We start from the raw sequence: 24,763 nt of genomic DNA on the forward strand, positions 1-24,763 counted from the left end.
ACAAAAATACAAAATAAAATGAAATATTACTTAAAAATGATTTTTTTTTTAAAATGGGTAAGAATTAGGGAGATAAAAAATTTGAAGAAGTGACCATGATGGGACTCGAACCCATACGTCTTGCGACACCACCCCCTCAAGATGGCGAGTCTACCAATTCCTCCACATGGCCTAAAACAAAAAAAGTTAAGCGATTGCTTAACTTTTTTAGTGACCCCGCTGGGATTCGAACCCAGGACCCCATCATTAAAAGTGATGTGCTCTACCAGCTGAGCTACGGAGTCGTAGCAAAAGAAACTGAAAATTAAATTGTGACCCCGCTGGGATTCGAACCCAGGACCCCATCATTAAAAGTGATGTGCTCTACCAGCTGAGCTACGGAGTCTTTAAAAATCATTTCCTGATTGCGGGTGCAAATATACAACCTTAAATTTATTTTACAACCTATTTTTTAGAAATATTTTACTTTTTTTTAAATTAAAAATATAACCTGTTAGTTTTAAGTGATTTATTCTAAAAAGTTTTTTTTATTTTTTTTAAAAATTTCTAATGGAGTTATTTTTTTACCTTTGGTTGAAAAGAAAAGAGGCATGAGAAAGATTGTATTAATAGGTTATATGGGCTCTGGTAAATCAACTATTGGTTTAGAATTAGCAAATAAAATGAACCTATCATTTTATGATTTAGATCAACTGATTGAAGAAAATGTTGGGTTACCAATTAAAAGTATTTTTGATACTAAAGGTGAATTGTTTTTTAGAAAAAAAGAAAATGAGTTACTTCGTGAATTTATATCGAATCAGAATGACTTTGTTTTGGCATTAGGTGGAGGTACTCCATGCTATTATGATAATTATAAAATTTACCAAAAAGAGACTATAACATCTTTTTATTTGAAGGGGAGTATTAAAGAATTGGCTTCAAGATTAAATTTAGAAAAAGAAAACAGACCATTGTTAGCAAATAAAACCAATGAAGAGTTGGAGGAATTTATTGCTAAACATTTATTTGATAGAAGTTTTTATTATCATCAAGTCAATCACGTTGTTATTGTTGATAACAAAACAATTGACGACTTAGTTGATGAAATAGCAGCTAAATTAGCTTAAGTATGCGTAGGAGTCCTTTTCTTCAAAAACAACTTGAACATGTTCTTGTAAAGAAGTAGATAAGGATAATCCTTTGAAATCTGCTTTTACCGGATAATTTTTATGATTTCGGTCTATTAAAACTGCTGTTTTAAATTTTTTAATAGGAACATCCAGAAAGTGTTTAATTGTGTATATTAGAGTGCTACCTGATTTTAAAACATCGTCTACTAAAACCAAGTTAGCATTAGTGTATTCTTCTGGTTTTAAACTCGTTTTTATAGGTAAATTTGGGTGTTGCTTGTTTACTTCAACTTCACAAATTTTAATCTTTAAGTCGCTTATCAACGCTAATTGCGCTGCAATTTTTTGAGCAAAAATAAATCCGCTGTTTGAAATGCCGGCAATTACGATCTCATCTTCATTGGAAAAGGTTTCGTAAATTTGATAAGCAATTCTCTTTGTTTTATGTTGAATTTCTTGGTTATTTAGAATGATGTTGTGTGTCATGTTTAGGTTATTTAGCTTCAAAAATAAAAAACAATTCTCTATTTTCTCTTGGTTTAATTGAGTTATAACAATTTTCTAATGTTTTAATTTTAAATTGGCTTTTAAAAGTAGTGCTATATTCTTCTTCTGAGCCTCCAAATGGTGGGCCTTCATTTGTTAATGGAAAATTAAATAATAGTCCGGCAATTTTTCCATTTGTATTTAAAAGATTGTACATTTTAGTAGCATATTGATTCCTCAATTCGGGGTCTAACGCACAAAAGAAAGTTTGCTCTAAAATTAAATCGAATTTGTCATCTAATTCAAAAAAATCATTCTCAATTAGATGCGATTCATAATTTGGGTGTCGAAGTGCGATTTCTTTCAATGGTTGTGATGCTATATCAACGACATACACATTTTTAAATCCTTTTTCAATTAAATAATCAAATTCAAAGCCATTACCCGCGCCTGGAATTAATATTTTTAAGTTTTTATTTGATATTTGATCAATATATTCTTTAATCGGTGTTGAAATCTTTCCAATAGCCCAACCCGTTTCATTGTTCTCATATCTGTTTTCCCAATATTCTTTATTAAATTTCATCATAAAAATCTTCGTCGCTTACATAGTCGTCCAAATCTCTTCGGTCTTTTTTTGTTGGTCTACCTGTGCCTTTTGCACGATAATATTCTTTTGTCAATTTGAGCATTTCTAAATGTTCGAAAGCTTCTTTTGGTGTGGTGTCTTTTCTATAAATATCAACAAGTTTTGCTCCAACACGATTCGGTGGCAGATCTAAAACTTGCATTTCATAATTTATTTGATCTTTTCTTAATATAATTTTATCTGTAGCAAATACTTCTCTTGAGGCTTTCGCTACTTGTCCATTAACTGAAACATGCCCTTTTTTTATAGCATCAGCAGCTAATCCACGTGTTTTAAAATAGCGAACACACCATAAATATTTATCAATTCGCATAGAAATTAAAAATCAATGTTAATGTTTGTACAAAAATAAATGAAAATCGTATCTTGCACCCAATATTTATGAATAAAAAATTATGAAAATGAAATTTAATTATAAGTTACTTCTTGTATTACCAATATTGTTTTTATTAGTTGGTTGTCCTAAAGATGATCCAGCTGGTGAAGAAATTAGACCATTTAGTGATGTTTATGCAGAAGATATAGCAGAGATTGAACAATTTATGGATACTCATAAAATGAATGTTGATGCAAATTATAATGTAACTTTTGAAGAAATTACAAGTACAAATCCGGGGACACCTATTAGTGATAGAACAGATTTAGAATTTAAAATAATTAATCAAAATGATATAGCTTATAAGCTTTATTATATCAAACTTAGAGAAGGTGTTGGAGAACGTCCAACAAGATTAGATTCTGTTTATACTTCATACAAAGGTCATAAAACGAATTTAACTTCTTTTGATTCGGCTCCTAATCCAGTTTGGTTTGAATTAGAAGATTTAATTCAAGGTTGGAGAGAAATTATGCCCGAATTTAAAATTGGTACCTATGTTGCAAATGGCGACGGTACATTTACGTTTAATGATTTTGGAGCAGGTGTAATGTTTATCCCTTCTGGTTTAGCCTATTTTAATGCAAGTGCCGGTACTGTTGAAGCGTATACACCTATTATTTTTAATTTTAAATTAATGAATTTAAGATACAAAGATCATGATGCAGATAAGATTTTATCTAAAGATGAATATGGGCCAAATTATCCAAGCAGTTATTTAGATTCGGATGGGGATGGAGTAAAAGATTATTTAGATATTGATGATGATAATGATGGTGTACTAACAAAAGTTGAACTAGCTACAACGAGTGCTACGCTCATTACAGGAGTTAATTCAAGCCATTATGTATATTCAACTATTCCAGTTTGTCCTGGAAGTACAAATGGAAAACCGATACATTTGAATCCGGCTTGTCAAAATGATTAAAATAAAATAACAACTACTATATTTTAAGTCCTGAAATTTTCAGGACTTTTTTATTTCTAACGATAAAAATCTACAAGTTAATAGTATCTTTGCAAAAAAATAACAATACAAATGGATAATTTACAATCAATCATAGAACAAGCTTGGGATAATAGAGCTTTGTTACAAGAAGAAACTACTCAAAAGGTTATTAGAGAGGTTATTGAATTAATTGATAACGGGAAATTAAGAGTTGCTGAACCAACTGAATCAGGTTGGCAGGTGAATGAATGGGTAAAAAAGGCAGTTGTAATGTACTTCCCAATTCAAAAAATGGAAACATGGGAAGCAGGAATATTTGAATATCATGATAAAATGCCTTTGAAAAGAAATTATGCTGAAAAAGGTATTCGCGTTGTGCCAAATGCGGTTGCTCGTCATGGCGCTTATATTGCATCTGGTGTAATTATGATGCCTTCTTATGTAAATATTGGAGCTTACGTTGATTCGGGGACTATGGTTGACACTTGGGCAACAGTTGGAAGTTGTGCTCAAATTGGTAAAGATGTGCATTTAAGTGGAGGTGTAGGTATAGGAGGTGTTTTAGAACCTTTACAAGCTGCTCCTGTAATTATTGAAGATGGTGCTTTTATTGGTTCTAGATGTATTGTTGTAGAAGGAGTAAGAGTTGAGAAAGAAGCGGTTTTAGGTGCAAATGTAGTATTAACAGGTTCTACTAAAATTATTGATGTAACTGGTAATGAACCGATTGAATATAAAGGAGTTGTTCCTGCTCGTTCAGTAGTAATTCCGGGAAGTTATACAAAAAAATTTGCTGCAGGAGAATATCAAGTTCCATGTGCTTTAATCATCGGACAAAGAAAACCATCAACGGATTTAAAAACTTCTCTTAATGATGCGTTAAGAGAATATAATGTTGCAGTATAATCTATCTATATAATCTACAAACTTAATATGCAAAACTTTAATAAACTGGTATTACTTTTTTTTAAACGATTTTTTATTGTTCTATTTCTATATCAAGTTTGTAGATTATTATTTCTTTATTTTAACTACGGTTCGTTTAAAGAATTCAATTTTGTAACTTTTTTAGGGGGATTGCATTTTGATTTATCTGCTATTGCCTATATTAATTTGTTATTTGCACTTTTACACTTTTTACCAGGAAAATTTAAGTATTCAAAAAGATATCAATTAGCGCTTAAAAGAGGATTTTTTATTGTTAATTTTATTTTTATTTTAACAAATTTTGTTGATTTTGAGTATTTTAAGTTCACAGGAAGGCGAAGTACATTTGGATTAATTACGGCAAGTGGAATGGAAAATGAAATTGGAGGGCTTTTAATTTCATTTCTTAAGGAGTTTTGGTACCAACCATTATTAGCAATTGGATTAGGTTACATTTTTTGGAAAATTATTCCTGATGCAAAGCATTTTTCGAAAGATATTGAAACAACAAATCATATTGGGAAACAGTCTTTTTTGAGTGTATTTTTACTTGCTTTTGTTTTTTTATTCGCAAGAGGAGGGGTTCAAACAAAACCTTTAAAAATTGTAGACGCTGTAAAATATGGAAATACAACGCAATCTGCTTTAGTTTTAAATACTCCATTTTGTATTTTAAAAACAATTGGTAAAAAAGAAACTTTAGAAATTCCAAAATTTTATTCAGAAGAAGAATTGAACCGTGTTTTTAATCCTATAACAGTTTTAAAATCAGATTCTATCGCAAATAAGAAAAATGTAGTTGTTATAATTTTAGAAAGTTTTGGTAGAGAAAATGTACAGCACGGTCAAACACCATTTTTTGATTCATTAATCGAAAAATCATTGTTTTTTGAAAATGGATTTGCCAATGGTAAACTATCAATAGATGCGGTACCTTCCACATTATCCAGTATTCCAAGTTTAATGAACCATTCTTTAATAACGTCGAGTTACGCTGTTAATAAAGTTTACGGAATGCCAAAATTATTAAAAGAACACGGCTATTATACTGCTTTTTTTCATGGGGCATTTAATGGAAGTCAAAATTTTGATCAATATTGTAATGTTGCTGGTTTTGATAGTTATTTTGGAAAGAATGAATATGTAGGACCAGAAGCATTTGATGGTAGTTGGGGTATTTTTGATGAAGAATTTATGCAGTTTTTTTCAAAAAAAATGACCACATTTAAACAACCGTTTTTTACAACCATTTTTACAATTTCATCTCATAATCCTTATACAATACCAGCAAAGTACATAAATAAATTTCCAAAAGGTAAAACAAAAATTCAAGAAAGTATTGCTTATACAGATTATGCCTTACAGCAATTTTTTAAATCTGCTGAAAAACAACCTTGGTTTAAAAATACCGTTTTTGTACTTACTGCAGACCATACTTCTTCTGAACCAACAGAAGATAAATTTAGCACAAATGTTGGTAAATTTCGAATTCCTATTTTGCTATTTGATCCGTCTAATCCCTCAATAGTAAAAAAATCAATGAAAAATTTTCAACAGATTGACATCATGCCTTCTATTTTAGATTATTTGAATTTGCCTTCTAAAATGATTTCTTATGGCAAATCGTATAATGATAAAAGGGATTTTGTAGTTTATTATTTAGACAATATTTATCATTATATTAGTAATGATTACTATTTAGCTTTTGATGGAAAACAATCTATTGGATTGTATAATTTTAAAAAAGATGAATTATTGAAAAATAATTTAATCCAAAATGAAAGCGAAGTTAAGGTTAAATTAAAAATGGAACGATTTATAAAAGCTTATGTTCAATCGTTTAACGATAGAATGATCAACAATAAGTTAACGCTTCAATAATTTTTCTTCTCTTTGTAATTTCAATAATTTAGAATATTTCATGTGAGAAAAGAAACCTTGAATCAACGCAATAGTAATTCCATCTATTCCATTAAATATTCCTTTTTTGAAAAAATAGCATCGTATAAATGCTGTTAATCCGTTAATAACAGGTTTAAAACTATTTACTCTTTTACCTTGGTCAAAAAGTTGTTGGGCGTGCCATGTAGAGTACTGATTTTTCTTTGCTATAATTTGTTCAAAAGAATCCCAACCATAATGTAAAATATGAACAGCTACTTTTTTTTCATTAGTTGTTTCTATTTTTTGATGAACTTTTGCAGCAGATGGTTTCGCAGTTTTTTTATTAAAAAATCGAACTTTATGGTCTGGATACCAGCCTGAAAAATCGATTAACTCGTCTTTTAAATAATTTTTCACTCTAAATGAAAATGCATCGTAATTTCCTTGAAGGTATTTTTCTTGTTTAATAAATGCTTCAGCGTCTTTATCTAAAAATTCGTCTGCATCTAAATTTAGAATCCAATCATTTTTACAATAAGGCAAGCCGTGTGTGCGTTGAGGACCGTCACCTAAAAATTTTTGTAAAATAACTTTAGCACCTTTTTCTTCTGCTATTTTAACAGTATTGTCACTACTTAATGAATCAACAATAATTACTTCATCGCAAACTTTGAACAAAGCATCAATACATTTCCCAATATTTTTTTCCTCATTAAAAGTGATGACTAAACCGCTAATTGCCATAATTGTTATTTTTTACAAAAGTAATTATTTTATTTAATCTTAAAATGTAAATAAATAAAATGAGTTATGTATTTTCGCAACATATAAGAGTAATTAAATGGAAAAAATCTTAGTTATACAACAAAAAAGAATTGGCGATGTTTTAACATCAACAATTTTATCAAATAATTTAAAAAAAGAGTTTCCTAATGCACAAATAGATTACATGTGTTATTCTAATTGTGTTGATGTATTAAAAAACAATCCAAATATTTCTAATGTTATTGTATTAGAGGAAAAAGTAAGGAAAAATTATTTTTCTTTATTTCAATTTATTTTTAAGATTAGAGCTGCTAAATATGATGTTGTAATTGATGCTTACAGTAAATTAGAAACAAATTTAATTACTTTTTTTTCAGGTGCAAACTATAAAATATCGTATAAAAAAGGGTATTCGAGTTTGTTTTATAATTATAATATTGAACGATTAAAAAACGGTACGCAATCTGATATAGGTTTAGCTATTATCAACAGGTTAAGATTATTATCTCCATTAATTAAACATGAAATAAAGGATTATAAACCTGTAATTTTTTTAGCTGATGATGAAGTTGTAGCAGCTCAAGAATTAGTATCTAAATTTCCACTAAAAAAAGACAAACCGGTTTACATGATTGGTATTTTAGGAAGTGAATGGTATAAAACTTATCCATTTGAGAAAATGGCTGAATTATTAGATTTTGTTGTGAAAGAAACAGATGCAAATTTACTGTTTAATTACATCCCAAAGCAGATCAATGATGCCAAAAGAATTTATGATTTATGTAATCCTGAAACTCAAAAGCGTATTTATTTTGATTTATATGCGCAAGATTTACGATCGTTTTTAGGATTACTGTCGCAATGTGATGCATTAATTGGTAATGAGGGTGGTGCGGTAAATATGGCAAAAGCATTGGCAGTTCCAACATTTTCATTGTTTTCGCCTAGTGTAGATAAAGAAACTTGGCAAATTTTTGAAGATGAAAAAAATGTGTCAATTCATTTGAAAGATTTAAAGCCTGAAATTTATGAAGAGCACGATGAAAAATATATTAAAGAACATACTTTTAAATATTTTGATGCCTATCCTATTGATTTAATAAAAGAAAAATTAAAGGACTTTATAAATAAGATTAGTTAATGAGTTAAAGGTATTGAGAAATACCTTTTTCTATTTTAGTTATTTTATGTTTTTGATTATAATTTCTGATTTCGTTATTTTTTTTCCAATTTTCAATTGAAGCATAAATTCGTTCATGTTCTAAATGGATACAAATGGCACTGTAACGAATTTGTTTAGATTTTAAACCATTATTAAGTAATCGTTCACCAAGTTCTCTATCTAAACCTCCATATTGCATTTCTTCATTAAATCCATTAACCGCTAATATATCTTCTTTGTAGCAAGAAGTATTGTGTCCATTAAAAGTTTTTTTGGTAGGTGTTATACAATTCATAAGTTTTGCAAATAAAATATTTCGCGTTAACTTAGTTAGCTTAAAACTTTTTGAAACATTATTTTTAATAAGCCATGAAATTGAAAAACAATTTTGATTTTTTATATCATTTAATGAAATTTTTTCTGAGACACTCATTGGCAACTTAAAATAGCCACCAGATAAGAAATATCCCTTTTCTTTATTTTTTAAATGTTGAGCAACAAAATCGAATCGTGGTATACAATCACCGTCAGTGAATAAAAGATAATCGGTTGTTGATTTTAAGATGGCTTTATTTAAAATTTTACATTTTTGAAAACCATTATCTTCTTGCCAAATATGTTGAATAGGATGTATGAATCTATTCTGAAAAGAATCAATTATATGTTTTGTATTTGAATTTGATCCATCGTCTGCAATAATTACTTCAAAGTTTTGCTCACTTTGATTAGCATAACCTTCAAGAACTTTTTGAAGCCAGATTTCTTTGTTATAGGTAGTTATAATTACAGATAATTCCATTCAATAATTTAAGGTGTGAAAATACTATTTTTTCCAGAATTTTAATTTCTTTTTTATTCTTTTTTTTCTGTGAAAATAGGATTGGAAATCAGCTGTAAATTTCCACATAGTTTCATATATTACTTTTTCATCTTCACCAGTTATTAGTGCATATTCGTTACTCATTGTTACAATCATGTCTTTTTTATGAGTAATCTTTGAAAGATTTTTCATTCTAGTAGTAAAATCTAATGATTTATGAAACTTCATTCGATTTAAATCAACTAAGAAAAAAGAATAGGTATTGTCATCATTTTTTTTAATTAGTGTATTTCCAGGCGAATGGTCTAAAAATTCTACTCCTTGTTCATGCATATTACATGTAAATCTTGTAAATTGACGAATGATTTCATCTCTATTTTCAAAGTTTTCATTTTCTACAATTTCCCTAAATTCAACTACATTATTTAAATGTTTGCACACGTAATAACTGTCTTTCAAACCAAAAAAGGATGTATTTTCATAAAAGGCAATTGGAGTGGGCGTTCCTATGTGGTATTTTTCTAATAAAGTTGCATATTCAAATGAACGTTGTGCTTTTGATTTTCTTAAATAACGGTAAACGATTTGGTTTAGTAAATTCGGTTTTTTAAAAGATTTAATATTTAAAGTAACAGTATCAAATTCAAAAATTTTAATTTTATTTCGTTTCCCATCCGATAGCATTTTTCCGGTAGTAAAAAAATTTAAAATGCAACTATTGATAGTGTCTTTATAAGAAATAAAATTAGGATTAAATTTGTTGTTCATTTTTCTTTTTAATCAAAATTAGGTATAGTTTTTTATAATTCCAATTTATTGGATAATTTTACAAAAAAAACAATGGTAAAAGTATTTTTAGAATCTCATAATATAAAAAATAGAGCAGGTGGTTTAGGCACTTTTAATTATGAATTAATTAAAGCAATTGCTAATCAAAATTTATCAAATTTAACTATTACGCTTAATACACCAAATCCTTCTGAGTTAGAAAATGAGTTTCCATCTATTTTTACGTACAAAAAATATACTAGTTTACAACGTCATAAATTATTTAGGATAAGAACTAAGTATGATGTATGGCATAGTCTGAATCAAAATACTAAAATTGAACCGGGTACGAAGCCAAAAAAATATATTCTTACTATACATGATGTGAATTTTGTTGAGGAGCATTCCTCTGATATGAGTCATCCGAAAAATAAATTATTTATTGAAAAATTAAATAGAGCTGATGTAATAACCTATATATCTAATTTTGCTAAGGAACAAACGCATCAGTATTTTAATGTGCCTAAAGTAGATGAGAAAATAATTTACAATGGTAATCCTATTATTACTGATCTGGATTGTTCAAATTTTGTTTCAAGTATTCCCGTAGATAAACCATTTTTCTTTAGTTTAGGTGATTTTATTGAGAGAAAAAATTTTCATTCAATTGTATTAATGATGAAATATATGCCAGAGTATAATTTAATTATTTCAGGCAATAATGATAAAGAATACGGTAATTTTATTCGAAACCTAATTGAAAAAGAACATCTTTCGAATGTTTTTTTAACGGGAAAAATTTCAGATACAGCAAAACAATTTTATATGAAAAATTGTGAAGCTTTTTTATTTCCTTCTATTCGTGAAGGTTTTGGTTTACCTCCAATTGAAGCCATGTATTTTGGAAAACCTGTTTTTTTATCAACAAAAACTTCATTACCAGAAGTGGGTGGTGATGCTGCTTTTTATTGGGATAATTTTTCTCCAGAATATATGAAAAATGAAGTTTTGAGTCAATTGAATTATTATAACTTAAACAAGTCTGCTTTGGAATTAAAAATAAAAGAAAGAGCTGCCTTTTTCGATTGGAATAAAGCAGCTCGTGAATATTTGAAATTGTATACTATTTAATGTAATCTTCAAAATTTAAATTTTGTTTTTTAGGTTTTGTAAATTTATATTTAAACCATTGTCCAAAATTTTTAAAAAATAAATATAGTGGAGTAATCTGTTGGATATCAATTTTTTTGATGTTTTTGTTTACTTCAAAAAAATCTTTGGTAGGTAAATAACCTAATGATTTCCATTGTTTTGGATTTAAATAAAATACATTTTTAATTTCTTTGTAATTATCTTTTGATGCTGATTTCCATTTCGTTAAAAATTCTGTGTTCAGTTCATGATTGTGCCCCCAGTTTTTTAATTTAAATTGTAACTCTTCTTCAGTTCTAGCTAATGATTCATGAAATACTAAAGTATTTACATATATAACACGCTCATAACTTTGTCGAGCTAATTTATAATTAGGGTAGTTAGTAGCTAATAATACTTTACAGGTATTAGTAACATACAATAAACCATCATCAAGATATTTATAAATATCAACATGAAATCCTGAAATTTGAACAGGTGTTTTTTTAGGATTATCTAAATAGTGATCGTATTTTCTTAATTGGTTTACGAAACCTTTAAAGTCGGGTATGTATTCGTCACTATCGATTTGAATTAACCAATTTCCAATTCCCATTTTCATAGATAACATGTGTCTTTCGCGAGTATCATTTTGAATGGCAGTCAGTTCAGGAATATAAAAATTGTCTTTATATAGTTCAATTTTATTTTTTGTATCAATTTGTTTTAGCCATAGAAAGAAATCGTCTTCAACTTGAAATTTATTACCATTCCAAGTAGTAAAATTTTCATCTTGTGCAATGAAAATTCTATCGGCATATTCATAAACTAGAGGAATAGCTATTTTTAGTTTTAAATAATCGTATGAAAGTAAGAAACCTACGTGTATTTTTTTCATTTTTTCATTTTTGGAGTAAACAATAGAAACAAACTTATAGTCCATTTCATCAATTTCCAAATTAATGGTGATTTTTGTATATGAATTACTTGTTGTATTCTTTTAGAATTTAAAAGTGCAACCTGTTGATAGTCCTCTACAAAAGCGGGAAAGTACTTTTCAAGAGTTTCTTTTTTTTCTGAATCTGTAATAGCTTGATATTTCCCATTAGATGACATACCTGTAAAATCATATACACAAATAGTTTCATTGATGTATTGGTAGGGTAAATTTTCTTTACATATGCCCACAATAAATAATTCCCAATCGGCCACTATTTTTTTATTTTCATCATATAAAAATAATTCTGTAAAAGCCTTTTTACTTATAAAAGTAGCTTGATGGTTTAATGAACTTGTATAAAAAAAAGAAAAGTTTAATTTTTCAGGATAGGTTTTTAATCTTTTTGAATTTTCTTTTTTCTTAAAATTATTACCGTAGATAAAATAGGCATTAGTGTCAAATTTTGGAACAACTGATTTTAAAACATTTTCATCGTTAAAAACATCTCCACTATTCATAAAAATAATGTAATCTCCAGATGCTTTTAAAATACCTTTGTTCATTGCTGAATAAACTCCTTTGTCTGATTCAGAAACCCAATACGTTATTTTGTCTTCGTATTCTTTAATTATATTATAGGAATTGTCTTTACTTCCTCCGTCAATAATTAAAAATTCAAAATTATTGTACGTTTGAGAAATTACACTATCAATGGTTTCTTTTAAACCAAGATCGTTGTTATAATTAACAGTTATTACCGAAATTTTACTCATTTTAAGAATTGAATTTGGTTTTATATACGTTTTCAATTCCTTCTTTTAAAGAAATTTTATATTCCCAACCTAAATTTTTTAATTTGGAAACATCCATTAATTTTCTTGGAGTACCATCTGGTTTTTCAGTATTAAAATAAATAGTGCCTTTAAAACCTACTATATCTTTAACTAGAAGTGCTAAATCTTTAATTGAAATTTCTTTTCCTGAACCAATATTGACAAATCCACGGTCATTATAATTTTCCATTAAAAACACGCAGGCATCGGCCATATCGGTTGCATGTAAAAATTCTCTCAAAGGCGTTCCAGTTCCCCAAACTTCTACTTTTTCTTCATTGTTCAATTTGGCTTCATGAAATTTTCTTAATAACGCTGGAAGTACATGCGAATTTTGTAGATCATAATTATCATTGAAACCATACAAATTCGTTGGCATTACAGAAATGAAATTGCAACCATATTGATCTCTGTACGCATCGCACATTTTTATACCTGCAATTTTTGCAATCGCATAAGGTTCATTAGTTTCTTCAAGTAAACCTGTTAAAAGATATTCTTCTTTTAAAGGTTGTGGCGCCAATTTTGGATAGATACACGAAGAACCTAAAAACATTAATTTTTTAACATTATTCAAATAACTGTGATGAATTACATTATTCTGAATCATCATGTTTTCATAAATAAATTGGGCTCTATAGGTATTATTTGCTACAATTCCACCCACTTTGGCTGCTGCAAGAAAAACATATTCAGGTTGTTCATCAGCAAAGAAATTTGCAACGGCAATCTGATTTGTTAAATCTAACTCATTTGAAGTTTTGGTAATAATATTTGTAAAACCTTTTTCAATTAAATTAGCAACAATAGCACTTCCTACCATACCTCTATGGCCAGCAACATATATTTTTGAATCTTTATTCATTAGTTGAAATTCTTAATCAGTTTTTCTTTTTTAAATAAATCAACATCTGCAGCCATCATTTCTTTTACTAACATTTCAAGTGTATATTTTGGTGACCACCCTAATTTAGTTTTAGCTTTTGTATTATCACCAATAAGCAAATCAACTTCAGTTGGTCTAAAATACGTTGGATCAATTTGAATTACTTTTTGCCCCACTTTAAACTCAAATTCTGAATTTGAAATAGATTTTACGATTCCTACTTCATCAACACCTTCGCCTTTAAATTCCAGTTCTACACCTACTTCTTTAAAAGCCATAATTATAAAATCGCGAACAGTAGTAGTAACTCCAGTTGATATTACAAAATCCTCAGGTTTATCTTGTTGTAAGATGAGCCACATGGCTTCAACATAATCTTTAGCATGTCCCCAGTCACGTTTAGCATCGATATTACCCATAAATAAGGAATCTTGTAATCCTAATGCCATTTGAGCAATTCCTCTTGTTATTTTTCTAGTAACAAAGGTTTCACCTCTCAACGGACTTTCATGATTAAATAATATTCCATTACAAGCAAACATATCATAGGCTTCTCTATAATTTACGGTTATCCAATAAGCGTACATTTTTGCAACAGCATAGGGAGAACGCGGGTAAAAAGGCGTTGTTTCTTTTTGAGGAACTTCCTGAACTAAACCATACAATTCAGAAGTAGAAGCTTGATAAATTTTAGTTTTTTTGGTTAATCCTAAAAGACGTACTGCTTCTAAAATACGTAATGTTCCAATTCCATCTGCGTTTGCGGTGTATTCAGGTGTGTCAAAGCTCACTTTTACATGACTCATGGCACCTAAATTATAAATTTCATCTGGTTGTGTTTCTTGAATAATTCTAATAAGATTGGTAGAATCACTCAAATCTCCATAATGTAATTTAAAATGTTGATTTTCAATATGTGGATCTTCGTATATGTGATCAATTCTTTGTGTATTGAATAATGAACTTCTTCTTTTAATTCCATGAACCATGTATCCTTTTGAAAGTAAAAGTTCAGCTAAATAAGCTCCGTCTTGACCAGTAACTCCTGTGATTAATGCTGTTTTCATTTTAATTTGTTTAATTGTTAAAAAAACAATTTATTTTTTCTATTACGCGTTCTGCCTCTTCGATTGTTGTGGCATATGATATTGGTAAACTTAATGTAGTTTTATGAATCTCCTCACTTATTGGAAATTTCATTCCCTTAAAATAGTTTTGATATCCTTCTTGATGATTTGGTGAAACCGGGTAATGAATTTCAGTATGAATGTTATTTTCTACTAAATATTCTTTTAATTCATCTCTTTTGTTAGTTCTAATGTTGTAGATATGATAAACATGATATCCATTTGTAATTTCTACGGGTTTGATTACTTTATCAGTTAATTTGTTTTGATAAATTTCAGCAATTTTTCTTTTATGTAATGTAATTTTATCTAAATGAGGAAGTTTAACATTTAAAAAAGCAGCTTGAATTTCGTCTAATCTTGAATTTAAACCGGTGTATTTATTGTAATATTTTTTTTCAGACCCGTAATTTCTTAATGCTTTTAATTTTTCAAATAAAACTTCATTAGAAGTAATTATGGCACCAGCATCACCTAGAGCACCTAGATTTTTTGTTGGGTAAAAACTAAAAGCTCCAATATTACCAAATGTTCCTGCTTTTTTACCTTTAAACGATGCACCGTGTGCCTGAGCACAGTCTTCAATTATTTCTAAATTATAGTTTTCAGCAATAGCTTCGATAGCATCCATTTGAGCGATTTGTCCGTATAAATGAACCACCATTATTGCTTTTGTTTTTGAAGTAATTTTTTCTTCAATTAGTTTTTCATCAATATTGTAAGTATTACTGTTAGGTTCAACTAAAACAGGAATATGTCCCGCATTAATTATCGCTAATATACTGGCAATATACGTGTTGGAAGGTACTAAAATTTCAGAACCTGGAGGAAAATCAAAGGCAACTAAACCTAACTGAAGTGCATCTAATCCATTAGCTACTCCTACACAATATTTAGCACCACAATATGAGGCAAAATTGTCTTCAAAAGTTTTTACTTCATTTCCTAATACATACCAACCACTTGCTAAGAATGAATGGAACTTTTCTTTAAATTCCAATTCAAATTCTTTATTCAGTTTATTTAGATTTTCGTAAGCAATTTTATCTGTATGGTTCATAAATATAGTCTTTAGGGTCATAATATTCAGATGCTAAAACTAATAATACCGCATCTTTTGAGAATTCATACATCCAATGATAATCTTCAGGATATAAAAACAAACATTTTTCTGGATGATCTAATACAAATTCTTCAATTTCATTGCCATTGTCATTTCCTATTTTACATGAACCATGTATACATATTGCTGCTTGAATTGTTTTATGATGTCTATGTTTTCCTCTAACGGAGTCATCAACATTATAAATGTAAAACACTCTTTTTATATCAAAAGGAATGTTTTTTTCTAAAACACTTAATGAGCCTCTTTTTTCATGAAAGGAATGGATATGTATAAGCTTAGGCATATATTTTTATTATTAATTTTCGAATAAACTTAGGTATAAAACCATAGTTGATTTTTTTAATCCTATTTTCATTTACTCTATTAAATACTATTTTTTCTTTTAATAAAGTAGCTACCAATGAATTTGATTTGTATCGTGTGGAATTGTCTTGATTGATTCCTAAATTATTGTTTTTGTTTTCAATTAAGTTCCAATAATACAAATATAATAAATCAAGATTAGATTGAGAATTTACTTTATATTCATTAAATCCATTTGTAGCCCATTTTTTTGATAATATCTTGAAATGATGAAAATGATAAAATATTATTTTTTCATTATTGGAGTAAAATTCATCATTTTTTTTGGAAATAGTATAATTATTTATATTCCAAGGTGCTAAACCGGTTGTGTTATCATTTAAACTGTATAATTCATTTGGAAATAAATTACTCCATTTATCTAAGTATTTTTGATCTGCAAAACGGTCATTCTTTTCGTCAAATTCATCACCACACCAATTGATACAATCTTTTTTCCACTCATTTAGACATTCTAATCCGATTGAATTATTTTTAAATATTTGAAAACTTACATTGAAAATACCGTATTTTTCTAAATGTAATAACTCTTTTGAAAATTTATGTGGTGTAACAATTATAGAGTAATCGTTTAATTTGTCAAATATTTTTTTAGGGTCATCTAAAAATAATATATCAGCATCTAATGAACAAATATGGGGTAGGTTGTACTTTTTTAATAAAAAAAGTGGTAAACAAGGACTTAGAGTAAAATAATATTCAATTCTACTTCTATTAGATTTAGCTTCTTTCAAATGAACATCATTTTCTTCTATTTCATTTAATTTAAGCAATTTAATTTCTTTGTAGGTGTTTTTATTTTTTAAGAAATAATCATGTGTAAAATCGTCTAAACACAAAATGTACAATTCAAATTCTTGATTGTATTTTTTTAATGAATTATAAAGAACAAGACCTCTAGATAAATAATTTTTATCAAAATATGTAGTTAAATATAGCATTGAAATCTTATTTTTTAGGTTTGTTTTTCTTGAAAAAAGCTACAATTCCATAAGGAAGAGGGAACAAAAGTACTGATTTTAAAATTTTTTTTGTTTTCTTTTTGAGATACTTTTTACTAAGCTTTCCAAAATAGTCACCTTTACCTGAGTAGCCTAATTGCATGGCTTCGGTTACATTTTTAAGTTCTTTTATTTCAATGGTTTCAAATGTAGGTTCATTATTTTGTAACGGTGGAACCATATTAATTTTTGCATGAGTAGCATTAATTGACTCAATATGATTTGAATAAGATGGGTTAGGGTACAAGCAAAGCCAATTATTTAAAACCATCACTGCTTGCCATCTTATAGCCCAAGAATCTACTTTTCCAAAAATTTGATCTTTCAACATGCCTTCCATGTCATAAGCACCATAAGTGTTAAATGCGTGCATTTTATTGTTTTTTTCTAATTCTTTGTATAAAAATACCGCATCTTCATTAAATTTATTCCAACGGTCTTTCCAGGTTCCCCATCCCCAAGTATCGGGCATATTTGTGAAAAAATAAGTAGGAAATTCTTTTCCACAGGCAAAGAAATTACATGAACCAATTTCTCCTACATTTTTAAAATCTTTGTACCTGTTTAATGAATCATTCATATAAGCTAAAAAGAAGGGCGAAAGAATTAAATCATCTTCAAGTACAATTAATTTTTCATGTTCCAAGAAAACAGTATTTAAACCATCAATTATTGAACGGGCTAAACCTTTGTTTTTTGTTTGTATTGTTATTTTAACTTCTTTAAATCGGTTTTCCGATGAAATAATTTGTTGAACTAATTTGTTTTTACTTTTATTCTCTTCAGAACTATTCTCTTTTAAGCCATCACAAAAAATATACAAAACACTATCAATAGCTTCTTTATTTTTTGACAAAGAATCTAAAACCGCTTGGGTGTGCTCGGGACGATTGTAAGTGAATAAAAGAATGGGTGCTAAACTCATAAAATTAGTTCTTTGTTAAGTTATATCCATTTAAATAACTAGCAAATAATTCAGAATAATTAAAATTATTTGATTTTAAATGAGTTAAGTAGTTATCATTATAAGTAGCTCCATTAAATGAATGTAAAAGTTTCATAATTTCAGTGTCATCAAACGTAGCCAATTTATCTAAATACGCCTGGTAGTAAAAACTATAAATTTGATTTTTATCGAAATTAATAGAAGTTTCTTTTTCTCCTTTTACAATGGCATAATATTCTTCAATACTATTACAGGTATGTACAAAATTAAAATTAACATACATATTATCATTTAAAGCTACTGTTGGAATATTGAAATAGGCCATTTCTAGCCCCACTGTTCCTCTATAAGTACAAATTAAGTCTGGTTTTAAATCAATAATATTGTTGTTTGAAACAGTTTCATCTAAGATATGAAAGTGTGCAACATTAAAACTTTTCACTAAATCTATTGTTTTTTCTTTCGTTCCTTCGATACCATTTGGATGTGGTTTAATAAAAACAGAAGTATTTTCGATTGAAATTAAATTTTGTAAAAGTTGTTCTAAATATTGATATAAATTTGGATAAAGTAATTGTCTATTAATGTGTTGAGAATCATAAAAACAATGCGGATAAATAATGATATTACGTTTATTTATCTCAAATAATTTTTTAACATCTTCATTTAAAGCTTGAATTTTAAAGGCTGATGCTCTCATATAACTTGTAGCAGCATCAATTTTACCTGTAAATCGTGATGTAATAATGTTTTCAGCTGTTTTAAGTTGAGCTGATTTAATATCTTTATTGGGTGAAAATAAAGTATGATTGATTTGATGATAGGGAAAATCTTTAGTGATTTTTTGAATACGATAGGAAAAGGAACCTACAGTATAAACATCAATACCTTCCTCTAAACAAATTCTTGCGGTGATGCCATGTTCTATATAGGTAGTATAGGTATTTACTAATGCTTTAATAGGATGTTTACTCAGGGTCTCTTTAAAATTATAATAGATATTAAGCGCAATTTCTATGATTTTTTCGATTTCATTATTTATTTCTTTTACATCAACTTGATGAAAATATCTCAAATAAGTATCGTAAATTAAATCGCCAACTTCTATTGATTCAAATTTTAATTTTAGTAAATCTTCCGGTGAATTTAAATTTTTTAATATTTCAGTTAATTTACTTTTTATTAAATTTTGATTTTCAAATACATCTTCACAATAAAAAATAACTTCGGAGTTTAATTTCCCTATTACTTTTTCTAATACAGGTTTTGATTTAAAAAATGAGGTTTTTTTTCTAAATTTTCCCCATCCAATATGCGCCGTCCAAGAAACATCATAAAAATTTATTTTAAGATTTTTATCCTCGGCAATTGCTTTTGCAGAAGCTAATAACTTGACTAAATATTCATAATCTTTAACTAATTGAATTAAAACAATCCCTGTATTTTCATTAGGTGTATTAGGAATAAAATAAGTTAAGTCATTTGCAAACTGTTTTTTTGCAGATGTAAAGTTTCGTTGTTGGTATTTTGCCTTTTTTTTGGCTATTTTCTTTTTAATATAATTTATCATATTCATTTATTATAATGAAAATCGGTCGCCTTTTGAGTAATTTTTTGTTGCTTTTGTCCCTAATATTTCAGGTAAAAATTTAGGATGAAGCCCAAATCCAGGTCGAACAGAGCGTATGTTTTTTTCTGTGAATAGTTCTCCAATTTGGATGTCTTCAGCAACATAAAGCGATCTGGCAAATGCTTTACCACTGGCTTGTTTTTCGGTTAATTCATAGTTGACCGTTCCAATTGCTTTTTCAGCATTTCTAACCGCTTGTACCATTTCTGTAAATTCCATTTCATTCATTGAAAAAGAAGCATCTGGACCTCCAATACTTCGATCTAAAATAAAATGTTTTTCGATAATTTTAGCACCTAAAGCAGTAGCAACAACAGGTACTGTAGCGCCTATAGTATGATCGGAAAGGCCAGGGATAACATTGAATAGTTTTGAAAAATCTTGTATCATGATCAAATTCGCTTCTTCAATAGGCGCTGGATAACTAGAAGTACATTTTAATAATGCAATATCGTTATTACCTACTTTTCGGCAGGTTTCTATGGCTAATTCAATATCTTCTTTTTCTGCAATTCCTGTAGAAATTATTATTGGTTTTCCTTTTGAGGCAACATATTCAATTAAAGGAATATCAGTTATTTCAAAAGAGGCAATTTTATAGGCAGGTGTATTTAAATCTTCTAAAAAATCGACTGCTGATTTATCAAAAGGGGAGGAAAAGCAGATTAAACCTTCTTTTTTAGCTTCATCAAAAATTGCCTGATGCCAATCCCAAGGTGTGTAAGCTTCTTGATACAAATCATGTAATTTTCTACCTTCCCAAATAGTTCCATTGATAATAAAATCGGGTTTGTTTGAGTCTAAAGTAATAGTGTCTGCAGTATAGGTTTGTAATTTAATACAATCAGCCCCCGCTCTTTTGGCTGCTCTTACTGTTTCAAGAGCAGTTTCTAAACTCCCATTGTGATTGGCAGATAATTCAGCAATGATGAAAACCGGTGAGTTTTGATTTATTTGGAAATTATTTATTTTCATTTGATAACGTATAAAGGTAACTTTCTATGTTCTGATACATCAATTTTTCTTTAAATGAATATCCCGCTTTTTCAAAAGCAGCTACAGAACTTTTATTATTTGTTTTAATATAGGCTTCTATAGGGCAATCTGGATTTTCAATTAAAAAATTTTCAGAAGCTAATTTAATCATTTTATAGGCATAATTTTTTCCTCTGTGATTTTTATCAATCGAAATTCCTATTACAGCTTGATTGTTATTTTTTTGAATTCTAATTTGTCCAATATTTTGTTTGATATCATTTTCAAAAATAAACAAGTAACAATTACTATCATTTAATTTTGATGTAAACCAATTTACATGAGATTCATACGAAATGGTTGCTGTTTGGTATGAAAAATTTCGAACCAATTCATCATTGGCCCATTCAAAATATTGGTCGACATCTAAATCCGTTGCTTTTCTAAAGTAGATAGTATCATTTATTTTGGAATGAAAAACAACATCATAATAGTTCCCATTAAACAAGCAATGTTCTTTTAATCTCGCTTCTTCCTTAAATTTTGCTTGTTCTAAAGCAGTATATAAATGAGGCCTCAAGTCAAAAGCATAAGTGAAAATTTTATGTAAACGCAGTTCATTAAATGCTACTTTTTCAATTAAGTGTAAATAATTAATCCAAAATATGGAGAAATAGTCTTTTTCCAACTCCGTTTTCATGATAAAAGATATTTCTGCATTTTTATCAATCCAGTTGATGTGAACTAAACCACCGTATCCAACAAATTCCTTTTTATAAAAAAATGAAAACAATAATTGATTGGGATAATCTTGTTCAAATAATTTAGCAACTACATTAGAAAAATAATTTTCTTGATCTACTACCGTTAGTGGTTTTGGTTGACGTAAATGAAAAATTTGTTCGTTTCTAATTTTCAAAATTGCATACTTGTCTTCCTCTCGAATTGGTTCAATATGAAAGTCTGAATTTTGAAAAGTCTGAATTGAAAGGCATTTATAATTCCTCATTTAAAAAAAACATTTTATATTTTAATTCGGCTAATTTCCAGTCGATTATATTGTCTATATCCTGAGTCAAATGTTCTTCTATTTCAATACCTAGTGTATTTTTAGTTCTGAGAGATTTTGTGATTTTAAATGTTTTAATATTAAATGTATAAAACATACCCGCATCATGAAATGCAGCTGTTAAATCCTGAGTTCGCACACTATTATTTTCCTCAAAATAAGGAGCAATTAATTCATTAGTTACTTTTAAAGCCCTTTGAATTGGATGTCCGTATTTTACAATTGGAAAAACACAATCTAATTTTGAATTTTCAATTTTTTTAAAACTTTCTATTAACAAGTCCTCTGTTAAAAATGGACTACAGGGATACACACAGATGGCGTTATCAAATACTTGTCCGTTTTCTTCTAATTTTTCTATAACTTCGAGTAAAACATCTGCAGTTGTAGCAAAATCATCACTGTTTTTATTCGAACGAAGAAAAGGTACTTTAGCCCCATATTCAATTGCTATTTTTGCAATTTCTTCATCATCAGTTGAAATAATTATTTCATCGAATAAATTACTTCTTTTTAAAATTTCAATGGGGTAAGCGATGATAGGTTTACCTAGAAAGTTTTTGATGTTTTTTCTTGGGATTCTCTTACTTCCTCCACGAGCTGGAATAATAGCAATATTTTTGGACATCTATTCAAAAATAAAATTTGAAGAATAATAGGAATTGTTTTTACAAAACTCTTTGAACTCTGGGGTGTAATTTTTCATTATGAATTTATCATAATTTGCACCAAATAAAGAAGTTGTGTATTCAAATTCTAAAACAAGTCTAACTCCTTCTTTTAAAGGTGTTCCTTTGTGCCAGCATTTTGTATCTCCTGCAAAAATTGAGCCTGCAGGAGCACATATAGTTTTAAATTTATCTTTAGGATAATATTTTTCTAGTTCTTCATCCTGAATTCTAGCATATCCTTTTTTAAGTATTTCTTTCGGTTTTGTTCCTGAAATATGAGAACCTTCAATATAACAATGCGGACCTGTATTTTCGTTTACATCTGTAATGTAAAAAAATATTTTAAGCCATTTTATTCGGTCTAAATCAAAATGATATAATTGTGCAGCTTCAGCCGATGCTTCTTTTAAAAATGAAGTACTCCACCACATGGCAGGGAAGTCGAAAATAGGCTCACTTTTTAAATATTTTCTAGCTACATCAATTAAAAATGGATCCATGATTAATTCTTGGATTTCAATTGAATTTGCTAAATCATTTGCATCAAATCGATATATTTCAGATTGAAAATTGGTTGGGTCAAATAGCACTTTTTTATCATAATTTGGTGCCATTCTCGTTTCGTTTTTTAAAGCGAAATTGTAAATTTTATCAACCAATTCTTTTGGCAAAGACTCTTTAAAATCTACATATCCATTTTTTTCCAATTTATTATTTAATTCATTTGAATAATTAAGGTCAATTGAATTCCACAATTTACTTGTACTAGTTGGATTTGTTTTTGGAGCTGATTTAATAATTTTATTATTAATTGTATCATTAAATTTGCCGTTTGTTCTACAAAATAAATCAATTAATGCAGTATGGCCCTCTTGTGGCGTAACTCCAGTTTGCATGAATTCTTCAAATGTTTTATTGAAAACTTTTGTAGATCGTCTAATTTTTTTATTAAAAAAAGATAGCATATTAGATTGATTTATTTATTGTTGAAAAAATTAAATATTGAATCAATTATAAAATTTTGTTCATCCTCTGTTAACGTTGGAAACATTGGTAAGCTAATACATTTTTTATAATACGCTTCAGCATTAATAAAATCGCCTTCTTTGTAACCTTGTTCTTTGTAATAAGGCATTAAATGACAGGGAATATAATGTATTTGGCAATAAATGTTTTTTTCTCTTAAAAAATTGTATAATGCTAATCGGTCTTCCACCTCAATAATATACAAATGATAAGCATGTCCTTCAATTAAATTAGAGAAACCTTTAATAAATGATTGTTCTTTAAACGCAGTGGTATAACGTTCCGCAATGGCTCTTCTTTTACTTATTCCTTCTTCAGCTCGAGATAATTGAGAAATTCCTAGAGCAGCTTGAAAGTCAGTAAATCTATAATTATAACCTAAACTTTGCATTTCCATATACCAACCAGGATACGTTCCATTATGATTGGTAGTTCCATTGGCAAAATCCAATGAGTTGGTGAAAATTTCTGAATTTCGGGTAATTCCATGACTTCTTAATTCTAGAAGCTTGTGGTATAATTCTTTGTTATTTGTTGTAATCATACCCCCTTCACCCGTAGCAATATGTTTTACCGGATGAAAAGAAAAAATTGCTAAATCAGCAAATTTTCCATTACCACATAATTGTTTTTGATTATTACTATCAATAAAAAAGCCACCAGGTGCATGACAAGCATCTTCTATAATCCATAAATCATGCTCATCTGCAATTTTTTTTAATTCTTCAAGATTGACAGCTCTTCCAGCAAAATCAACAGGGATAATACCAGAAAAAGTGCCTTTTGGATTGCTTTCAATTAATTGTTTAACTTTTTCAATAGCAATCAAATAAGTTTCAGCATCGATATCTGAAAAAACAACTTCACCACCACAATATTTGATGCAATTTGCAGAAGCAGCAAACGTAATAGGAGTGGTGATTACTTTAGAAGAATTATTTACTCCTAAAGCCATTGCGCATAAATGAAGAGCAGCTGTTCCATTAGAAACAGCTACTGCATATTTTGCTTCAACATAACTTGCAAATTTTTCTTCAAACTCAAGAATTGTTGGTCCTTGAGTTAAATAATCGCCTTTTAAAGCTTTGGTAACCGCAAGTATGTCTTCGTCAGTTATATTTTGTTTTCCGTATGGAATCAT

26 protein-coding genes and 3 tRNA genes are annotated in these 24,763 nt (G+C 28.5%); 6 read left to right on the forward strand and 23 right to left on the reverse strand.

Annotated features, from left to right (window positions below; all coding sequences use genetic code 11):
• Positions 1-90: 90 nt before the first annotated feature.
• The 3 genes from KQS_RS04620 to KQS_RS04630 form a co-directional block, all read right to left on the reverse strand.
• Positions 91-172: transfer RNA gene (locus KQS_RS04620), tRNA-Leu, on the reverse strand.
• Positions 173-211: 39 nt separating this feature from the next.
• Positions 212-284, reverse strand: a tRNA-Lys gene (locus KQS_RS04625).
• A 28-nt stretch (positions 285-312) separates the two neighbouring features.
• Positions 313-385 (reverse strand) — tRNA-Lys (locus KQS_RS04630).
• 205 nt (positions 386-590) lie between these two features.
• On the opposite strand from KQS_RS04630, the gene KQS_RS04635 reads away from it, so the two are divergent.
• Entirely contained in the window at positions 591-1,109 is a 519-nt protein-coding gene (locus KQS_RS04635; protein ID WP_014388044.1) for a shikimate kinase, read from the forward strand.
• On the opposite strand, the gene KQS_RS04640 is transcribed toward KQS_RS04635, so the two are convergent.
• The 3 genes from KQS_RS04640 to KQS_RS04650 are packed head-to-tail and all read right to left on the reverse strand — an operon-like array spanning position 1,101 to position 2,560.
• Positions 1,101-1,598 (reverse strand): phosphoribosyltransferase family protein, encoded by a 498-nt coding sequence (locus tag KQS_RS04640; RefSeq protein WP_014388045.1) that lies wholly within the window; start codon positions 1,596-1,598, stop codon positions 1,101-1,103. The two genes, KQS_RS04635 and KQS_RS04640, sit on opposite strands and share 9 nt — an antisense overlap.
• A gap of 7 nt (positions 1,599-1,605) precedes the next feature.
• Entirely contained in the window at positions 1,606-2,187 is a 582-nt protein-coding gene (locus KQS_RS04645) for a class I SAM-dependent methyltransferase (RefSeq protein ID WP_394332335.1), read from the reverse strand.
• Entirely contained in the window at positions 2,174-2,560 is a 387-nt protein-coding gene (locus tag KQS_RS04650) for an RNA-binding S4 domain-containing protein (protein ID WP_014388047.1), read from the reverse strand. Before KQS_RS04650 ends, KQS_RS04645 begins: the two co-directional genes overlap by 14 nt.
• A gap of 88 nt (positions 2,561-2,648) precedes the next feature.
• On the opposite strand from KQS_RS04650, the gene KQS_RS04655 reads away from it, so the two are divergent.
• The 3 genes from KQS_RS04655 to KQS_RS04665 all read left to right on the forward strand — a co-directional run bounded on the left by KQS_RS04655 (position 2,649) and on the right by KQS_RS04665 (position 6,380).
• On the forward strand, positions 2,649-3,551 hold the full coding sequence (locus KQS_RS04655) for an FKBP-type peptidyl-prolyl cis-trans isomerase (RefSeq protein WP_014388048.1): 903 nt from the start codon (positions 2,649-2,651) through the stop codon (positions 3,549-3,551).
• A 111-nt stretch (positions 3,552-3,662) separates the two neighbouring features.
• On the forward strand, positions 3,663-4,478 hold the full coding sequence (locus KQS_RS04660) for a 2,3,4,5-tetrahydropyridine-2,6-dicarboxylate N-succinyltransferase (RefSeq protein WP_014388049.1): 816 nt from the start codon (positions 3,663-3,665) through the stop codon (positions 4,476-4,478).
• A gap of 27 nt (positions 4,479-4,505) precedes the next feature.
• A complete protein-coding gene (locus KQS_RS04665) occupies positions 4,506-6,380 on the forward strand; it encodes an LTA synthase family protein (protein WP_014388050.1) in 1,875 nt (624 codons plus the stop codon).
• Here KQS_RS04665 and KQS_RS04670 read toward each other — a convergent pair.
• A complete protein-coding gene (locus tag KQS_RS04670) occupies positions 6,366-7,127 on the reverse strand; it encodes a glycosyltransferase family 2 protein (RefSeq protein WP_014388051.1) in 762 nt (253 codons plus the stop codon). The two genes, KQS_RS04665 and KQS_RS04670, sit on opposite strands and share 15 nt — an antisense overlap.
• A gap of 97 nt (positions 7,128-7,224) precedes the next feature.
• On the opposite strand from KQS_RS04670, the gene KQS_RS04675 reads away from it, so the two are divergent.
• Positions 7,225-8,289 (forward strand): glycosyltransferase family 9 protein, encoded by a 1,065-nt coding sequence (locus tag KQS_RS04675; RefSeq protein WP_014388052.1) that lies wholly within the window; start codon positions 7,225-7,227, stop codon positions 8,287-8,289.
• A gap of 4 nt (positions 8,290-8,293) precedes the next feature.
• On the opposite strand, the gene KQS_RS04680 is transcribed toward KQS_RS04675, so the two are convergent.
• Both KQS_RS04680 and KQS_RS04685 read right to left on the reverse strand, forming a co-directional pair.
• Entirely contained in the window at positions 8,294-9,109 is an 816-nt protein-coding gene (locus tag KQS_RS04680) for a glycosyltransferase family 2 protein (protein WP_014388053.1), read from the reverse strand.
• A gap of 24 nt (positions 9,110-9,133) precedes the next feature.
• The gene (locus KQS_RS04685) at positions 9,134-9,898 is read right to left on the reverse strand and encodes a lipopolysaccharide kinase InaA family protein (protein WP_014388054.1); all 765 of its coding nucleotides are present in this window, start codon (positions 9,896-9,898) and stop codon (positions 9,134-9,136) included.
• Positions 9,899-9,970: 72 nt separating this feature from the next.
• Between KQS_RS04685 and KQS_RS04690 the strand changes: the two genes are divergently transcribed.
• Positions 9,971-11,029, forward strand: coding sequence for a glycosyltransferase family 4 protein (locus KQS_RS04690; RefSeq protein ID WP_014388055.1), 1,059 nt, complete (start codon positions 9,971-9,973; stop codon positions 11,027-11,029).
• Here KQS_RS04690 and KQS_RS04695 read toward each other — a convergent pair.
• From KQS_RS04695 to pseC, 14 genes are all read right to left on the reverse strand, one after another.
• On the reverse strand, positions 11,022-11,927 hold the full coding sequence (locus tag KQS_RS04695; protein WP_014388056.1) for a hypothetical protein: 906 nt from the start codon (positions 11,925-11,927) through the stop codon (positions 11,022-11,024). The two genes, KQS_RS04690 and KQS_RS04695, sit on opposite strands and share 8 nt — an antisense overlap.
• On the reverse strand, positions 11,924-12,742 hold the full coding sequence (locus KQS_RS04700) for a glycosyltransferase family 2 protein (RefSeq protein ID WP_014388057.1): 819 nt from the start codon (positions 12,740-12,742) through the stop codon (positions 11,924-11,926). Before KQS_RS04700 ends, KQS_RS04695 begins: the two co-directional genes overlap by 4 nt.
• 1 nt (position 12,743) lies before the next feature.
• Positions 12,744-13,667: a GDP-L-fucose synthase family protein gene (locus KQS_RS04705; protein ID WP_014388058.1), complete on the reverse strand. Its 924-nt coding sequence runs from the start codon at positions 13,665-13,667 to the stop codon at positions 12,744-12,746.
• Positions 13,667-14,755, reverse strand: coding sequence for a GDP-mannose 4,6-dehydratase (gene gmd, locus KQS_RS04710; protein ID WP_014388059.1), 1,089 nt, complete (start codon positions 14,753-14,755; stop codon positions 13,667-13,669). The genes KQS_RS04705 and gmd overlap by 1 nt, the downstream gene beginning before the upstream one ends.
• A gap of 10 nt (positions 14,756-14,765) precedes the next feature.
• Complete coding sequence (locus tag KQS_RS04715; RefSeq protein WP_014388060.1) at positions 14,766-15,875, reverse strand: DegT/DnrJ/EryC1/StrS family aminotransferase; 1,110 nt, start codon at positions 15,873-15,875, stop codon at positions 14,766-14,768.
• The gene (locus tag KQS_RS04720; RefSeq protein WP_014388061.1) at positions 15,859-16,224 is read right to left on the reverse strand and encodes a sugar 3,4-ketoisomerase; all 366 of its coding nucleotides are present in this window, start codon (positions 16,222-16,224) and stop codon (positions 15,859-15,861) included. The genes KQS_RS04715 and KQS_RS04720 overlap by 17 nt, the downstream gene beginning before the upstream one ends.
• Positions 16,217-17,245: a glycosyltransferase family protein gene (locus tag KQS_RS04725; protein ID WP_014388062.1), complete on the reverse strand. Its 1,029-nt coding sequence runs from the start codon at positions 17,243-17,245 to the stop codon at positions 16,217-16,219. The genes KQS_RS04720 and KQS_RS04725 overlap by 8 nt, the downstream gene beginning before the upstream one ends.
• Positions 17,246-17,252: 7 nt before the next feature.
• Positions 17,253-18,230: a glycosyltransferase family protein gene (locus KQS_RS04730; RefSeq protein ID WP_014388063.1), complete on the reverse strand. Its 978-nt coding sequence runs from the start codon at positions 18,228-18,230 to the stop codon at positions 17,253-17,255.
• Between the two features lie 4 nt (positions 18,231-18,234).
• Positions 18,235-19,821 carry a hypothetical protein gene (locus tag KQS_RS04735; protein WP_041251993.1) on the reverse strand — a complete coding sequence of 529 codons (1,587 nt, stop codon included), beginning with the start codon at positions 19,819-19,821 and terminating at the stop codon, positions 18,235-18,237.
• Positions 19,822-19,830: 9 nt separating this feature from the next.
• Positions 19,831-20,856 (reverse strand): pseudaminic acid synthase, encoded by a 1,026-nt coding sequence (gene pseI / locus KQS_RS04740; protein ID WP_014388065.1) that lies wholly within the window; start codon positions 20,854-20,856, stop codon positions 19,831-19,833.
• Positions 20,843-21,865: a GNAT family N-acetyltransferase gene (locus tag KQS_RS14165; protein ID WP_014388066.1), complete on the reverse strand. Its 1,023-nt coding sequence runs from the start codon at positions 21,863-21,865 to the stop codon at positions 20,843-20,845. Before KQS_RS14165 ends, pseI begins: the two co-directional genes overlap by 14 nt.
• Positions 21,852-22,553, reverse strand: a complete 702-nt coding sequence (pseF, locus tag KQS_RS04750; RefSeq protein WP_014388067.1) for a pseudaminic acid cytidylyltransferase — start codon at positions 22,551-22,553, stop codon at positions 21,852-21,854. The genes KQS_RS14165 and pseF overlap by 14 nt, the downstream gene beginning before the upstream one ends.
• Positions 22,554-23,492, reverse strand: coding sequence for a phytanoyl-CoA dioxygenase family protein (locus tag KQS_RS04755; protein WP_157868387.1), 939 nt, complete (start codon positions 23,490-23,492; stop codon positions 22,554-22,556).
• A gap of 80 nt (positions 23,493-23,572) precedes the next feature.
• Positions 23,573-24,763 carry a UDP-4-amino-4,6-dideoxy-N-acetyl-beta-L-altrosamine transaminase gene (gene pseC, locus KQS_RS04760; protein ID WP_014388069.1) on the reverse strand — a complete coding sequence of 397 codons (1,191 nt, stop codon included), beginning with the start codon at positions 24,761-24,763 and terminating at the stop codon, positions 23,573-23,575.

The sequence above is a fragment of the Flavobacterium indicum GPTSA100-9 = DSM 17447 genome (genome assembly GCF_000455605.1).
Taxonomy (GTDB): domain Bacteria; phylum Bacteroidota; class Bacteroidia; order Flavobacteriales; family Flavobacteriaceae; genus Flavobacterium; species Flavobacterium indicum.

What these genes read in the sequence shown, in the direction of transcription:
- KQS_RS04635 (WP_014388044.1), top strand. Translation starts at nt 591, where the DNA reads ATGAGAAAGATTGTATTAATAGGTTATATGGGCTCTGGTAAATCAACT.
- KQS_RS04640 (WP_014388045.1), bottom strand. Translation starts at nt 1,598, where the DNA reads ATGACACACAACATCATTCTAAATAACCAAGAAATTCAACATAAAACA.
- KQS_RS04645 (WP_394332335.1), bottom strand. Translation starts at nt 2,187, where the DNA reads ATGATGAAATTTAATAAAGAATATTGGGAAAACAGATATGAGAACAAT.
- KQS_RS04650 (WP_014388047.1), bottom strand. Translation starts at nt 2,560, where the DNA reads ATGCGAATTGATAAATATTTATGGTGTGTTCGCTATTTTAAAACACGT.
- KQS_RS04655 (WP_014388048.1), top strand. Translation starts at nt 2,649, where the DNA reads ATGAAATTTAATTATAAGTTACTTCTTGTATTACCAATATTGTTTTTA.
- KQS_RS04660 (WP_014388049.1), top strand. Translation starts at nt 3,663, where the DNA reads ATGGATAATTTACAATCAATCATAGAACAAGCTTGGGATAATAGAGCT.
- KQS_RS04665 (WP_014388050.1), top strand. Translation starts at nt 4,506, where the DNA reads ATGCAAAACTTTAATAAACTGGTATTACTTTTTTTTAAACGATTTTTT.
- KQS_RS04670 (WP_014388051.1), bottom strand. Translation starts at nt 7,127, where the DNA reads ATGGCAATTAGCGGTTTAGTCATCACTTTTAATGAGGAAAAAAATATT.
- KQS_RS04675 (WP_014388052.1), top strand. Translation starts at nt 7,225, where the DNA reads ATGGAAAAAATCTTAGTTATACAACAAAAAAGAATTGGCGATGTTTTA.
- KQS_RS04680 (WP_014388053.1), bottom strand. Translation starts at nt 9,109, where the DNA reads ATGGAATTATCTGTAATTATAACTACCTATAACAAAGAAATCTGGCTT.
- KQS_RS04685 (WP_014388054.1), bottom strand. Translation starts at nt 9,898, where the DNA reads ATGAACAACAAATTTAATCCTAATTTTATTTCTTATAAAGACACTATC.
- KQS_RS04690 (WP_014388055.1), top strand. Translation starts at nt 9,971, where the DNA reads ATGGTAAAAGTATTTTTAGAATCTCATAATATAAAAAATAGAGCAGGT.
- KQS_RS04695 (WP_014388056.1), bottom strand. Translation starts at nt 11,927, where the DNA reads ATGAAAAAAATACACGTAGGTTTCTTACTTTCATACGATTATTTAAAA.
- KQS_RS04700 (WP_014388057.1), bottom strand. Translation starts at nt 12,742, where the DNA reads ATGAGTAAAATTTCGGTAATAACTGTTAATTATAACAACGATCTTGGT.
- KQS_RS04705 (WP_014388058.1), bottom strand. Translation starts at nt 13,667, where the DNA reads ATGAATAAAGATTCAAAAATATATGTTGCTGGCCATAGAGGTATGGTA.
- gmd (WP_014388059.1), bottom strand. Translation starts at nt 14,755, where the DNA reads ATGAAAACAGCATTAATCACAGGAGTTACTGGTCAAGACGGAGCTTAT.
- KQS_RS04715 (WP_014388060.1), bottom strand. Translation starts at nt 15,875, where the DNA reads ATGAACCATACAGATAAAATTGCTTACGAAAATCTAAATAAACTGAAT.
- KQS_RS04720 (WP_014388061.1), bottom strand. Translation starts at nt 16,224, where the DNA reads ATGCCTAAGCTTATACATATCCATTCCTTTCATGAAAAAAGAGGCTCA.
- KQS_RS04725 (WP_014388062.1), bottom strand. Translation starts at nt 17,245, where the DNA reads ATGCTATATTTAACTACATATTTTGATAAAAATTATTTATCTAGAGGT.
- KQS_RS04730 (WP_014388063.1), bottom strand. Translation starts at nt 18,230, where the DNA reads ATGAGTTTAGCACCCATTCTTTTATTCACTTACAATCGTCCCGAGCAC.
- KQS_RS04735 (WP_041251993.1), bottom strand. Translation starts at nt 19,821, where the DNA reads ATGATAAATTATATTAAAAAGAAAATAGCCAAAAAAAAGGCAAAATAC.
- pseI (WP_014388065.1), bottom strand. Translation starts at nt 20,856, where the DNA reads ATGAAAATAAATAATTTCCAAATAAATCAAAACTCACCGGTTTTCATC.
- KQS_RS14165 (WP_014388066.1), bottom strand. Translation starts at nt 21,865, where the DNA reads ATGAGGAATTATAAATGCCTTTCAATTCAGACTTTTCAAAATTCAGAC.
- pseF (WP_014388067.1), bottom strand. Translation starts at nt 22,553, where the DNA reads ATGTCCAAAAATATTGCTATTATTCCAGCTCGTGGAGGAAGTAAGAGA.
- KQS_RS04755 (WP_157868387.1), bottom strand. Translation starts at nt 23,492, where the DNA reads ATGCAAACTGGAGTTACGCCACAAGAGGGCCATACTGCATTAATTGAT.
- pseC (WP_014388069.1), bottom strand. Translation starts at nt 24,763, where the DNA reads ATGATTCCATACGGAAAACAAAATATAACTGACGAAGACATACTTGCG.